This window comes from Methanococcoides seepicolus, from assembly GCF_023684405.1.
GTDB lineage: Archaea > Halobacteriota > Methanosarcinia > Methanosarcinales > Methanosarcinaceae > Methanococcoides > Methanococcoides seepicolus.
The window spans coordinates 17197-31633 of sequence record NZ_JAGSOI010000029.1; the positions used below are offsets into that span (position 1 = coordinate 17197).

The 14437-nt window shown below is 41.7% G+C and carries 13 protein-coding genes and 1 tRNA gene; 6 read left to right on the top strand and 8 right to left on the bottom strand.

Going from position 1 to position 14437, the window contains the following annotated elements:
* Window positions 1–55 precede the first annotated feature (55 nt).
* Entirely contained in the window at window positions 56–994 is a 939-nt protein-coding gene (locus tag KDK67_RS08120) for a DUF4268 domain-containing protein (RefSeq protein WP_250868299.1), read from the top strand.
* 209 nt (window positions 995–1203) lie between these two features.
* On the opposite strand, the gene KDK67_RS08125 is transcribed toward KDK67_RS08120, so the two are convergent.
* The 5 genes from KDK67_RS08125 to KDK67_RS08145 all read right to left on the bottom strand — a co-directional run bounded on the left by KDK67_RS08125 (window position 1204) and on the right by KDK67_RS08145 (window position 6086).
* Entirely contained in the window at window positions 1204–1947 is a 744-nt protein-coding gene (locus KDK67_RS08125) for a sulfite exporter TauE/SafE family protein (protein ID WP_338101249.1), read from the bottom strand.
* Between the two features lie 50 nt (window positions 1948–1997).
* Complete coding sequence (locus KDK67_RS08130; RefSeq protein WP_250868300.1) at window positions 1998–2684, bottom strand: potassium channel family protein; 687 nt, start codon at window positions 2682–2684, stop codon at window positions 1998–2000.
* Window positions 2685–2694: 10 nt separating this feature from the next.
* Complete coding sequence (locus KDK67_RS08135) at window positions 2695–3669, bottom strand: potassium channel family protein (protein ID WP_250868301.1); 975 nt, start codon at window positions 3667–3669, stop codon at window positions 2695–2697.
* Between the two features lie 94 nt (window positions 3670–3763).
* Entirely contained in the window at window positions 3764–5512 is a 1749-nt protein-coding gene (locus KDK67_RS08140; RefSeq protein WP_250868302.1) for a site-2 protease family protein, read from the bottom strand.
* 121 nt (window positions 5513–5633) lie between these two features.
* Entirely contained in the window at window positions 5634–6086 is a 453-nt protein-coding gene (locus KDK67_RS08145) for an ester cyclase (protein WP_250868303.1), read from the bottom strand.
* Window positions 6087–6313: 227 nt separating this feature from the next.
* Here KDK67_RS08145 and KDK67_RS08150 point away from each other — a divergent pair.
* From KDK67_RS08150 to KDK67_RS08160, 3 genes are all read left to right on the top strand, one after another.
* A tRNA-Leu gene (locus tag KDK67_RS08150) sits at window positions 6314–6399 on the top strand.
* A 57-nt stretch (window positions 6400–6456) separates the two neighbouring features.
* On the top strand, window positions 6457–7287 hold the full coding sequence (locus tag KDK67_RS08155) for a fumarate hydratase (protein WP_250868304.1): 831 nt from the start codon (window positions 6457–6459) through the stop codon (window positions 7285–7287).
* The gene (locus KDK67_RS08160; protein ID WP_250868305.1) at window positions 7287–7859 is read left to right on the top strand and encodes a FumA C-terminus/TtdB family hydratase beta subunit; all 573 of its coding nucleotides are present in this window, start codon (window positions 7287–7289) and stop codon (window positions 7857–7859) included. Before KDK67_RS08155 ends, KDK67_RS08160 begins: the two co-directional genes overlap by 1 nt.
* A gap of 114 nt (window positions 7860–7973) precedes the next feature.
* On the opposite strand, the gene KDK67_RS08165 is transcribed toward KDK67_RS08160, so the two are convergent.
* The 3 genes from KDK67_RS08165 to KDK67_RS08175 are packed head-to-tail and all read right to left on the bottom strand — an operon-like array spanning window position 7974 to window position 11774.
* Window positions 7974–8960, bottom strand: coding sequence for a type II secretion system F family protein (locus KDK67_RS08165; protein ID WP_250868306.1), 987 nt, complete (start codon window positions 8958–8960; stop codon window positions 7974–7976).
* A 2-nt stretch (window positions 8961–8962) separates the two neighbouring features.
* Window positions 8963–9883: a type II secretion system F family protein gene (locus KDK67_RS08170; protein ID WP_250868307.1), complete on the bottom strand. Its 921-nt coding sequence runs from the start codon at window positions 9881–9883 to the stop codon at window positions 8963–8965.
* Window positions 9876–11774, bottom strand: a complete 1899-nt coding sequence (locus KDK67_RS08175) for a type II/IV secretion system ATPase subunit (protein ID WP_250868308.1) — start codon at window positions 11772–11774, stop codon at window positions 9876–9878. The genes KDK67_RS08170 and KDK67_RS08175 overlap by 8 nt, the downstream gene beginning before the upstream one ends.
* A gap of 336 nt (window positions 11775–12110) precedes the next feature.
* Between KDK67_RS08175 and KDK67_RS08180 the strand changes: the two genes are divergently transcribed.
* Both KDK67_RS08180 and KDK67_RS08185 read left to right on the top strand, forming a co-directional pair.
* On the top strand, window positions 12111–13631 hold the full coding sequence (locus tag KDK67_RS08180) for an AMP phosphorylase (protein ID WP_250868309.1): 1521 nt from the start codon (window positions 12111–12113) through the stop codon (window positions 13629–13631).
* 5 nt (window positions 13632–13636) lie between these two features.
* A complete protein-coding gene (locus KDK67_RS08185; RefSeq protein WP_250868310.1) occupies window positions 13637–14173 on the top strand; it encodes a tRNA (cytidine(56)-2'-O)-methyltransferase in 537 nt (178 codons plus the stop codon).
* The last annotated feature ends 264 nt before the right edge of the window (window positions 14174–14437 follow it).

The following is a 14437-nucleotide window of genomic DNA, read 5'->3' on the forward strand; positions in this document are numbered from 1 at the left end:
ATAATTAACTTTACTCACAAGAATAATCGTTGAGTTTTGAAAAGAAGGTATTGATATGACAATTGGCAAAATTGAAAAAGTACCACTTCGAAATATGTGGGAAAATGAGGCACATAATTTCACACCATGGCTTGCAGATAACATTGATATTCTCGGTGATGCAATTGGAATGAACCTTTCATTTATCGAAAGAGAAAAGAAAAATGGTTCTTTTTCACTTGATATACTTGCTGAGGACAATTCTGGTAATAAAGTTATTATCGAAAATCAATTAGAAAAATCAGACCATGACCATCTTGGAAAATTGCTTACTTACCTTACAGGACTTGAAGCGAAAACTGCAATATGGGTATGCAGTGAAGCTAGACAAGAGCATATACAAGTGATAGAATGGCTAAATGAAAATACCTATGATGGAATTCAATTTTATCTCGTAAGGTTGGAAGGACTAAAGATAGGAGAATCAATACCTGCACCTTATTTTTCGGTTGTATGTGCACCAAGCGAAATTGCAAAAGATATTGGAAGAGAAAAAGAAGAAGATTCTAAAAGGCATAAACTTAGATTGGAATTTTGGGAACTACTGCTAGCAAAAAGTAAAGTACAAACACAGTTGCATGGTAATATCTCCCCTAGTAGAGACAATTGGATAAGTGCAGGTGCTGGTAAATCTGGATTATCTTATACATACAGTATTACAATGAATTCAGCATCCGTAGAGTTTTCAATTGATGGTGGCAAAGATGCAGAAGAACTTAACAAACAACGGTTCAACGAACTATATCAGCATAAAGATGTCATCGAAAATTCATTTGGTGAAGCGTTGATTTGGGATTGTGTTGAAGGTCGAAAATCTTGTAGAATTAAACTTGAATTAAATAAATATGGATTAAAAGATAAAGATAACTGGGATACATTGCAGACTAATATGATTGATGCTATGATTAGGCTTGAAAAAGCAATGTGTGATGAAATAAAAATGTTGACGAAATGAAAAGGTTACTACAACCTTTTGTAACCCTTTGTTCGAAGTATTATTTCTGATGTATTTTATTGGAATTTATAGATAGAATGAAAAAGAGAAATTAAATTCATAATAATCGATTTTGAACTTGATATACTTCATTTCATCTGATGATTTAGACAAATCTTATTAAAGCTTTCCATCATCAAATCAGAATCATAGAACACATTATGCCATCATTAAAGAAGGGATAACTGTAGCATCATGGATATCAGTATCAACAGCAAACCAAATATTTTATTAAAGTAGGTCTCAAAAAAACCACGAAGAGATGAAACTCTAAGGTACATGAGATGAGAACCTAGCTGACCTCCGATAAAAGCCACGATCCCAAGGATCGCCAGTGTACGAAGTTCTATTTGAGCATTGCTTATGTGGGAAAGGAAACCGGAAAGGGAAGAGAACAACACCACCAAAGCAGATGTTGCAGGGGCACGTCTGACACCAAATCCCAGGAACACGAGTATCGGCACAAGGAAAATACCGCCACCTATCCCCAGCAATCCTGCAATGCCACCTATGAACATACCTGAGATTATTCCGATAGCTAAACGTTCCTTTACACCCAGGTTAGAAGCAGTATCATTCTCCCCTATATCTTTCGAGAGGATCATAAGTACACCGGCAGCAGCTACGACCACACTGAAAGTATGAAGGACGAACTCTTCCGGAACAGACGTGGAAACATATGCACCCAAAGGTGCAGCTATTGCAGAGGATAAGATGAACGGTGCTGCTGTTGGGAGGTCAACAGTCTTTTTCCTCAGGTAAGTAACGGATGCAGAAGCAGTTGTGACCACATTGAGCATGAGAGCCATTGCAATGGCAGTTATCAGATCGATACCGAGCCAATAGAACAGCGGTACATAGATAACAGCACCGCCCATTCCGAGAAATGAGAAGAGGATCGAAAGCATTAGCACCAATACAATTAAAGTCAAAGGGTCCATAATATCGTTTTTCCGGGAATATCTCAATTCTTTGTCACGTATGCATTGCGGAACATTTCCATCTGTTCCCTGCTACCTACCACTGCAACCACATCCCCAAGTTCAAGAACAAACATATCATGCGGATCGATAGTAACTTCCTTATTACGTTCAACGCCCAGTACTCTGCAACCGAACTTTTTGATAAGGTTCAGGTCAGCTATCGCAACATTGACCATCGAAGAACTTTCATGTAACTGGAACTTCTCAATCCCTATTCCCTCATAGAGAACAATATCTTCGAAAAGATGGTCACATTCGTATTTTGTACATGTAGAAGTTATCTTGGCAAGCATCTGTCCCGCAACAATAGAAAGAGAACCCACATAATCAGCACCTGCCTTGTATATCTTATCGATAGACCTTACAGAATTAGCACGTGAGAATATGAGGGAATCCGGTTTCATGCCGCGTGCAATGAGAGTTGCAAAAATGACATCATTGTCATCGCTCAAAGTGATTATCAAAGTTGATGCTTTATCGATACCTGCTTTCTTAAGGACATCTTCATCCGTACCATTACCCACAACATAAGGGAAATCAGCATTTGATAAATTCTGCTCATTTATGTCAACGACCATAAAACTGAGCTGATGGTCTTGAAGCACCTCAACAATGCGTTTACCCACATCACCATAACCAAGTACTATCAAATGTTCATTCGTTATCATAGCAATGCCTTCACCCAGCTAAATTTTCAAGTTTTGCAAGTTGTTCCACTGTACCGGCTGCAAGGATGACAGTATTATTTTTAATTATGTCATTGCGATCAATATCGAATGTTAACTGACCGCCTTTACGCAGAGCTATGACCTTAGCACCAGTCCTATTTTCTATAGATGCCTGAAGAAGTGTCTTTCCAACAAGCGTACTTTTAGAATATATCGGAAGTTCTACAATTCGATAACCATCAAAGAACTCGGTTGCACCGGAAACCATTCCAAGGATAGGATCTACCGCCTTTTTTGCAATGAACCTGCCAAGCACGAGCTTTGGCGAAATTACCCTGTCAGCACCTGCATATTTCAGGTACTTCACATTAGAAGCATCCTCAGCCACCGCGATTATCCGAACATCACTGAGCTTGCGTGCGGTCAGAGTGATATTCGCATTCTCCCTGTCCGACATATTGGCAATGAGAAACCTTGCAGAATGGATATTCGCATTCTCAAGGGAGGACTCTTCACTGGCTATACTATACAAACAAGGAATATGTTTTTTATTTATGGAACGAAGGACTTCCTCATCATCCGAAAGAATGACAAAGTCCAGCTCCTGCTCCTGAAACTCTTCTATCAATGTCTCTACGAGCTGGTTATAACCACAGATTATGATATGGTCGGACATGTTCTTAGGAACCCTTGCAGGTAAAGGAAGTTTCATGGTCTTCTCGAACCAGGGAGTTACAACAAGGGTTATCAGGATACCAAAGAACATGGAAATACCAGATACCTGCACAATTATGGAAAATAACTTTCCGATAACCGACTTGAATACGATATCACCATAACCAACCGTTGTGATAGTTGAGACCACCCAGTAGAAGGCATCGTGAAAGTTGATGTGCTCGAACTGCTGCTCAAACTGCATGATCTTAATAAAAATAAAAATATAGATAACAACGACGGCTATGGAGATACCAATATATCCTGCCATATGCGTACGTAAGAAATTTGGGTACTTCATCAAATTTACCTCTTATATCTATATTTTATTCTTAATATCAGACCTATGTAAATGTATTGTACACTTAGAATCCATGTACAATATAAGGACCGAATATCATAAAGAGGAACGAGGCCAGTATCAGCATTGTAAAGGATGCTGCAATGGCGGAAGATACCTCTTTTGCTTTGGTTTCATCGGAAATGAACCTGCTGATTAAAGCGTGCAGATAGTCCCTGAATACATGACCACCATCGAGTGGTACTGCCGGCAGACAATTGAACAGGCCAACATAAAAGTTGAGCCAACCTACCCACAACAATGTGTTCGCGATCCAGAATACACCTATTCCTAATGGCTCACCCCATCCTATAGGAGAATAAAACTGTGCAAGCTGACCACTAAATCCGGGGAAGCCCTCCCCTGCAAATCCAAATATAGGAAGGCCCAGAATAATTATCCAGCCAGTGAATCCGCCAAGCATCGAAGGTATAGCTTTCAGAGCCGCAAGGTAGTCATTTGCAGGGAATTCGCCTATGGACATACCAAGAGGCACAATTTCAATTCCATTGGATCCATAATAGATACCAAGGAAACCTTTTTCGGAACCACCGTCTGGATGGGAAGCCAGTTCGACCTCAAAAATTTCAGAAGAGATGTTCTCTTCTGTAGCCATATCCGCCCTCACTGTTTCCACAGAGATGACCTGACCGAACTTAGTGGAGTTCATAAAAGTAACAAAATCTTCCGAGGAACCAATTGGAGTGTCATCGATCTTTGTTATCAGCATGCCACTTTCAAGACCCATTGTTTCAGCCGGAGAGTCTGCAACGATATTATTGACATATATGCCCTTTATACCATCATCCGTATCATTTACTACCTCAACATCATAGACCAACAAGTTCTGATCTTTTGAAGCATGTACCTGAACAACTGTTCCTGCTTCTATATTGTTCATATAAAGAATGATGTCATTGGCCTTCTGTATAGAAGTATCATCGATCTGTGTTATGACCATCCCGTCCTCAAGCCCTGCAATATCAGCTGACGAACCTGAGGTCACATTGATGATCATAGTATCGCTCATCGGTGCGATGGCACCAAGGACAGGACCGAAGAAAAGGAAGAATGCAATAGCAGCAACAACGAAATTTGACATTACACCGGCAGCAAGAATCCTTGCCCTCTGCTCCCTTGAAGCAATTTTTTTAGGCACCACTTCTTTCTCGGTACCCAGAATACGCCTTTCAATAGGGCCATCAGTAGTATCAGCACCTAAGCCTTCTGCAGGTTCCTTTTTAACCCCGAAGAGCTCCTCTTCATCGGGTTCGGCAAAACCGCCTATGGGAACGATAGCAAGGAGAATACCCATGGATTTGACCCTGATACCCTCGACCCTACAGAGGATAGCATGCGAGAACTCATGGACTACGAGCGTAACAAGCAAGGCTATAACACCCCAAGTCAAGGGTATGAACTCATTGACACCAGGTATCAGAAAAATATTCCTTGCCTCATTGAACTTCCCAGGTTCCGGCAATGTGTTTTCGCCTATAGAGGCCAGCATTGCAATATCTGAAAGTATGATTATGAAGAACATGGCGAACATGCCAACGAACATAAGGACAATGCCAATGTTTGCAAAGGTTCTCCAACTTCTCTTCGGGCGTGCAAGAATATCCAACAAGGCTTGACCTCTTACCGTCCTGATCATAAGGACAGGACCATAGGTAGATATGTTGTATCGCTCGAGTATTCCTTTCTTGTCAAGTATCGATATAATTGCCCAATATACAAGGAAAAGGGCAAACAAGGTGGTAGTGCTGACCAAATGAACTCTCCTTTGTTAGTGGTACTGGATAAAATCAAGTTTTTAATTTATGTATTATTATCATCTGTACAGTCATCTGTTTCTATAAAAGATATTTCATAAGGATACAGAAGGAACAGTATCAGAACATATCAGAGAAGGAACCAAACTGCTGTGCAAAATTAAGCTGATCGACCTCTTCCCAGTCTTCAACTATTTTTCCATTTTCTATGCGACTGATCGTTATTCCTGTATAATGCACAGGTTTTTTTGTAGGTACAACTCCCTGAAACTTACCAAGATGGGTACCACTTGCACTCCAACGTGTCACTACCTTGTCGCCTTCTGCAATGACATCATATATCTCGAACACAAGATTTGGAAGGGCATAATGGATAGCCCCCATGAACTCGATCAATCCTTCAAGGTCAAGGGTAGAATCCCCGAAATGCATCTGATAATCATGGCTGCACTTCTTGGTCAGCATTTCCGGATGCCAGCCGCGACTGGCTACACTCAGAACAAGCTCTTTGTTGACCTCATTGTCAATGCATGGACCAGAAGATAGATTACTATCAGATCGAACGGTTGTCATCAGGATAATATAATTACTTACTCACTAATAAATATAATTCCAAAAATAGCAGAATGTTTGTAATGATAAGATCAGCATTCAATAAATATTAATAAATTCATAATTAGAACATACCATAAGCACATCAAAAAACCTCAATGAACGCATCTAATAATTACAAATTAAAATAATCACAATAGATAGGTTTATAACAAATACTACTATTACTGGTACTGTATTTCTCAAATGCGGGAGTAACCAAGTGGCCAACGGTGGCAGACTCAAGATCTGCTCGTGTAGACGTTCGGGGGTTCGAATCCCTTCTCCCGCACCATTTTAATTATTAAGATAATCTTTTTTGACAGGCATAATAACAAGCATGGTGACAGACATGGTGACATACAAAAATGTAGTTGAGGCCACTGTAGATATAATCAGAGAGGCAGAGACACAACTCCCTGATGATGTTATAGACGCACTTAAAAGCGCAAGACAAAATGAGTCAAGTGACGTTGCAATATCACAGATCGATGCGATACTGAAGAACATTGAAATCGCAAGCAACAACAATATACCTCTTTGCCAGGACACAGGCATTCTTATCTTTTATGTAGAAATCGGAAGGGAACTGAAGCTTGATATTGACCTTAAAGGAGCTATCCTTGAAGCCTCCAGAATAGCCACACAGGAAGTTCCCCTCAGGCCAAATGCAGTACACCCCATAACAAGAAGCAATAGTAACGATAACACAGGAGACGGCCTCCCTGATATTAAATATGACTTTGTCGAAGGCGATCAGCTAAAGATAACGGTCGCACCAAAAGGTGCAGGCTCGGAGAACATGAGTGCCCTTAAGATGATGAATCCCACAGAACTGAAAGATATAAGAAAATTCATCCTTGAGACCGTTCTCAATGCTGGCGGAAGACCCTGCCCCCCAATAATCGTAGGAGTTGGTATCGGCGGATCCTTTGATAAAGCCGCCCGTCTTGCAAAAGCTGCCCTCTTGCGCAAGGTAACGGACATGAACGATGAGGAAAAGGGCATCCTCAAAGACATAAATTCCCTTGGCATCGGACCCATGGGACTTGGAGGAGATACCACAGCCCTTGCTGTCCATCTTGCCACATCCTACTGCCACACTGCCTCGCTTCCGGTAGCCATTAATATCCAGTGCTGGGCAAACAGACACGCATCCGTTGTTCTCGGAGGTGACGAATAATGGAATATCACCTTAGCACACCCCTGAAAAAAGAAGATATCGAAGGGCTCAACGCCGGCGACATTGTCTATATCTCCGGAACAGTACTGACGGCCCGTGATGAAGCGCATGCAAGGATCCTCGAACTAAAAGAAGAAGGTAAAGAACTTCCATTCAGCCTTGAAGGCGCAGCCATTTACCATTGTGGTCCACTTATGCAACAGACAGATGGAACATGGAGAGTCGTTGCAGCAGGCCCTACGACAAGTGACAGAATGTCAAAGATGACACCTGCCCTTCTTGAGAACTTCAATGTTCGCGTCCTTATTGGAAAAGGCGGAATGAGCAATGTGGCTGATGCCATGAAAGAAAAATGCGTATATCTTGCCTATACCGGTGGATGTGCTGCCCTTGCATCAGGATCCATAAAGAACGTACCTGCAGTACACTGGCTCGACCTTGGAATGCCGGAAGCCGTGTGGGAACTTGAAGTTAATGAATTCGGACCTCTTATAGTAGGAATAGACACAAAAGGAGAAGACCTTTTCACATCGATAAAAGAAAAGGCAAGAAGCTCATTTTTAAAACTTTGAGCTTCTGATATTTTTTTTAATTCATTTATTTGACTGGCCATTCATTCATTTATTCATTCGTTCAACCGATAGCTCAACTATTCGATAGGCCAACATTCATAGTCCAGTCATAGTTTAAAGTACTATGAATGAAAGCCATGCAATTAAAGTCAGGGCGAAAGAGTGTTTCAACCCGGCACTCAGCTTTCCTTCCCCCATCTGTCCTGCAACAAGACCACTCATGTAACCCTGGATGATAGTGGCATGGAAAAGTATGCGTATAAAATTATCAGCATCGAAACTACCTATGAAAGAACCACCGGCAGGTGCAGAAGTTGAAGCTACACTTGCCATGTGCATAGTAGGAACGAACTTTGTAGCCAGCATCAATATCACAAAAATGAATACAAAGAATGACATGTAACTGATCACAACATAAACAGCCATGTTACCACGGCGCTCCCGTTCAAGGGTCTTGATCTCACTTGCATCCCTTGCAGCAGCCTCGAGGACAAAAGAAACACGACCTCCTGCACGATTTGCCTGAGTGATAAGTGCTACTGACCGAGTAATAAGGCTAGTGTTCATCCTTTTTCCGAAATTATCAAGCGTATCCTCAAAAGAGATACCCCATGAAAGAGAAGCATCCATCTTACGGATCTCCGCGGTCATTTCACCGTATTCACCTTTTGCAACAGTTCCTACAGCAGACGGAAGGGTGAGACCTGCTCTGCTCATCTCTGCAATATCACGAAGAAAATTTGGAAGATATTCCTCTACCTTGTTGATGTAACTTGCTTTACGATAGTATGTCAATGCAGGAGGGAGCATAAATATCCAGCTTGAAATAATTAGAACATTATCAATGCCAGGTGTACCCCAGGTCAAGTACAAACCAGCGATCATGAATATAATTGCTGCCGGTCCACTGAAGATCATGGCATAATAAGGATATGTTGAAAAGGAACCTTTGGGATTCCTCATGAAATCTCTTAAACGATCATCTTTCTTGACATCATCAAGCTTCATTAGGATGACCTGTTCTTCATAGGCACTGAGCTGATCCTCATCAAGTTCATCAATTTCAACAATATTTTTTCCGGTCTTTTTATTGAACTTCATGATCATTCCTCCGGAGTTATTAAACTTATTATCACGAGAAACATCGCACTTCCAACTGGGATCAGGCCATAAACAAGAATGTATAGGAACATATCATCTGCACCACCCATGAGTGATACGATAGCTATTGTGATAATAAGGAACAAAGGACCAGCCACAAATGCAGTAACATATGTCTCACCAAGAAGACCGAGAGTTTCCAGAAACTCTTTCTGTCTCTGCCTGTTATCAATGATATACTGTTCAGCCTTTATCTTGAAATATGGCTCAAGCTCACCACCAGAAGTTACAACGGTGATAGCACCCTGAAGGAATTCCTGTAACATCGGAGATGGTGTTGCAGATGCAAGGTTCTTCATTGCAGACACAAGGTTACTGCCAAGAACTTCCAGATCACGTACGAGATATTTTGATTCAACACACATCTCACCATAGATCTCATTGTTTGAAAGAGCACGGAAAAGATCGACCGGAAGAACTCCTGCACCAGACATTGCAGACATATAGTTGATAGCATAAGGCAACATATGTTCGATCTTACGTTTTCTATCACCTGCGATCATAGCGGGATAATATTTCAGGAATGAATAAACACTGCCAAAACATAAAGCTGCAAAAGTAAGACCCCCAAAGACCGCTACCAGTATAGGCTGGTAAGGACGATAAGCAGCAGTCCATGCTGGAAAACCAAACCTATTTGCCTCTATCACTGGCACACCAACAAGTGCTATAACCGAAAAAAATAGGAGAAGTATACCTAATGTAGCGAGAATAGATATCAGGAGGACACCAGAAAGATATCTATCATACCCCAGATTCATCCTTGACCTGAGAAGATTTTGTCTTAAGGTAAAATACTTTGAACGTTTGTCCACATAGTATTTACCAAAAAGTGCAAAAGCTATATTGAGATATTTATCCATTCAGATCCTGCCTTACAACTTTCATTAATGTTTCAGGCTCACGCCTGTGCGCAACCACTATCTTGGAGAAATCCCTGAAGTGTGTGATATTCTTCAAGCGTGTCCATTCGATAACGTCTTGCCGCTGCTGTAATTCTTCCTTGACCCTAGCATCATCCCAGCCTCTTGATTCCATTAGATCATCAAGGATGTAGGAACGACCGGAATATTGGAACAAGTCTTTTGCTGCATTCCATACAAATACCTCGTTAGTCAGAAGTTCACCAGACCTTGGATCAACCCCTATGACCTCGGTAAGTGATTTACATCTCCTTACCCTCTCATCCCCAATTTTCACCTGTGCCTGAATTGCTACAATATCAAGGGCTTGGATCATGATCCTGGGCACATTGATGGGGGGATTCTCAAGCCTGTGTACGATCGATGATACGGAATCTGCATGCATAGTGGAAAATGTTGTGTGCCCTGTGGACATTGCCTGGAAAAGCACATATGCTTCGGCACCCCTAACTTCACCCACGAGGATAAATTCCGGACGCTGACGAAGTGCAGCCTTCAAAAGTTCATACATCTCAATGGAACCTTTATTTTCACCTCCAAAAGCATCACGCGTAACACCAGGTATCCAATTAGGGTGAGCAAGGTTCAATTCTCTTGTATCTTCAATTGAAACAATTTTCATTTCAGGCTGAATAAAAGTGGAAACAGCATTCATCGCAGTGGTCTTGCCTGAAGCAGTGCCGCCTGCGAAAATAAGACTCCTACTTGAATCAACAGCAAGCCAGAGATATGCCAGCATTGCAGTAGAAAATGTATGATATCCCACAAGATCAGCAGGCATAATTGGATTCTCATTGAATCTACGAATAGTAAAAGTACTTCCCCTTGTGGTGATCTCCCTTCCAAGAGTCATCTGTATACGGGAACCATCAGGCAATGTTGCATCCAAGATTGGATTCGCAATGGAAATATGTTTGCCACAAATTTGAGCTAGCCTTATGATCAAAGCATTTAATCCATCTTCATCATCGAAAATTATATTGGAAGGTATGGATTCATACTTTTTATGATAAACATAGACAGGAGTGTTCGGACCATCACCTGAAATATCCTCGATCTCCAGATCACGCATAATGGCATCTACTTCACCATAGCCAAGATAATCACGAATAATGTAATAATTGATCTTCTCACGAGTTATGGTGGTGAGTCTGATCCTGTAATCGATCAGGAAAGAATTAACATTTGACCTCAGATACTCTTCGGAATCAAGTCTGTTCATACTTTTCAGATGAGCATCCATAACTTCGCCAAGACGTTCTTTTACCATCTTGAAAAGCCTTGTTTCCTCTTTGGAAAGTTCAGGTTCAAGTACCTGGTATAGGTATTCATGAATTTCAGGATTATAAGCTACTCTAATGTAAGAATATGGTGGATTCACATTATAGAATTCCATTTCTTTATAAGCAGAATCTGCTGGAAGGGTTATTTCTACAAGAGGACCGTGTTTTGCGAGATCATAATCTTCCAGTTCAAAAGCTTTTGCGCTAATCATATTCAAGAACTTCTTGAAAAACGAATCCGGTTTTATCTCAAGTGGGATAACCTCTGGAATGCTTTTCTCTGAACCAAGTTCTTTCAGGGTCTTTTCCCATACCAAACTAACCGCATCCGGCAATTCAGAGCTGTCGTCAACATTTTCATCGGCAAATTCAAGCAATTCCTCAATATCGCTCTCCAACTCTTCTTTAGAAAGAAGCTCGGCCTGAGAATCATCTTCAACAATCTCTACAATATTTGACAATTGATCTTCCGAGGATTTACTCGTACCCACTTCCCCTAAAGATGAACTTGATGACAAGTCATCCTCTACCACATCTATTGTATTCATTGTAATATTCTCCGCAGACATATTTTCGTCTTTTTTGCATCGAACCCATTATCAGAACTTTCTATCATTCTACCAAACCTTTTGTGATCGATATTCTTTATGGACCAAAATAGAGGGACTGCCCCCATGATATGTCTTCATTATTGTGCAGATTGAGTACATTCGCTTACTGCAAGTTGCACAGCATTAATCATTATAATTATTATAGTACCGTTTTATAAAAGATTATTGGTTATACAATAGGTAAAACTAGCATCAACACAACCCAGAAAGGTCAGCCAATGTAAACCTATATATCCAGAAAAATGAAATTACTAAAGAGATCAAGGTGAGACAATGCAATTAAAAGTACAACCCATTGATATCAAAGTAGGCAAATATAAAGTGATCCTGAACACAATTGATGCTAAGGAGATAGGTGTCAATGAAGGAGATAGGGTACGTATAAGGGACCACGAGACCCTAACAGCCATCGTGGATTTCACAGAAGATATGATCTCACCCGGCATGATAGGGTTATACCATGAAGTGAAAGAGGCACTGAATAAGGAATGGACCGAGACGGTCGAGATATTCCCTGCTGAAAAACCAAAGTCCACATACATTATTAGAAAGACAATGGATGGACAGAAGCTCTCAAAGGAAGAGATAGACATACTTGTGAAGGATATTGTCGAAGAGAACCTTGCCGAGATAGAAATTGCTGCATTCCTCACTGCCACATATATAAACGACATGACCGATGATGAAACCGAATGGCTTACCCGTGCCATGATAGATTCTGGAGACACACTGGATTTCGAGACCCATCCAATAATGGATAAACACTCCATCGGAGGAGTTCCCGGAAATAAGATCTCATTGCTAATCGTTCCCATAGTAGCTGCAAACGGATTACTTATACCAAAGACCAGTTCAAGGGCCATCACTGGTGCAGGAGGGACCGCAGATCTGATGGAGATACTTGCACCTGTTGAGTTCGATGCTGCTGAAATTAAGAGGATGACCGAAGAGGTTGGTGGCGTACTTGTCTGGGGCGGTGCTACCAATATTGCACCTGCGGATGATAAGCTCATAAAGGTCGAGTACCCGCTTTCAATTGACCCGCATTGCCAGATGCTCGCATCCATCATGGCAAAGAAAGGTGCCATTGGTGCAGACCATGTCGTAATGGACATACCCACAGGACCCGGTACGAAGATAAAGAACGTACAGGAAGGAAGAAAGCTCGCAAGAGACCTGATCAATCTTGGTGACAGGCTCGGCATGGATGTGGATTGTGCCCTGACCTATGGTGCCTCCCCCGTGGGACGCACTATCGGACCTGCACTTGAAGTAATCGAGGCATTGAAGGTCCTTGAGAGCTTTGAGGGACCGAACAGTCTGATAGAGAAGAGTGCATCACTTGCAGGAATGCTTCTTGAGATGGGAAATGTGGCTGGCAAAGACCAGGGATATGACCTTGCCATTGAGACCCTCAAGAACGGAAAGGCACTGGCGAAGTTCAAAGAGATCATCAAGATACAGGGTGGAAATCCTGATGTGACCCACAAGGACATTTCCGTGGGAGAGTTCACTGAAGATATCATTGCCCCTAATAACGGATATATACTTGAGATGGATAACAAACGCCTTGTTCAGATCGCAAGGCTTGCAGGAGCACCTAACGATAAAGGTGCAGGATTGCTTTTGCATAAGAAACATGGAGAACCTTTGAAAGAAGGAGAAACTATGATGACCATTTATGCAGAGAAGAAATCAAAACTTGAAAACGCGGTTAAGAGCGCTAAGGAACGAACACCTTTCATCGTAGAGGGAATGATGCTGGAGCGCATCCAGAGTTTCAAGGAGATCTAATTACAATGCAAAAGATTGTGATCCTCCGACTCGGACATCGTCCAGAGAGGGATAAAAGGATAACCACCCATGTAGGCCTTACAGCCCGGGCCCTCGGTGCTGAAGGCATGCTCTTGGCATCCAATGATAAAGGAATAAAGAATGCCATCGAAGATGTAGCCGAGCGCTGGGGTGGCGATTTCTATGTTGAAAATGATGTCAACTGGAAGAGCGAGATCGAAAAATGGAAAGAGGAAGGCGGTAAAGTATGCCACCTTTCCATGTACGGGATAAATCTTCCTGATGCTGCCGGAGAGATCAAGTTGTGCGATAAGCTCATGATAGTGGTCGGTGCTGAAAAGGTACCCACGGAGATATATAACCTGGCCGACTGGAATGTTGCCATTGGGAATCAGCCACATTCCGAAGTTGCCGCTGTCGCCCTCACAATGGACAGGATAGCACAGGAAGAGCCGCTCAAACGTGAATTCGGAAATGCGGAACTCACTATCGTTCCAATGGAACGCGGGAAACGAGTTATTAACAATGTGAAAGAAGAGTGAGACCAGCATGGTCCACTCTTTTTGATATTTCTAGCTCAAAGGGGCTGCTGGCATTCATTCAATATTTTGTATTCAGACTTCCTTTTTTACTTTACTTTACTTTACTTGTAACTATTCAGCCATCCTCACGTTTTTGATATAAACTTAGAATACTCAACACAATTCCATCAGTGCTTGATATTGATTTTACCAAAAAACAATATACTATGCCTCTATTTTAGTCACTCCCTGAAATTCAACCTGGTTTTACCAGGCACGAGGTGA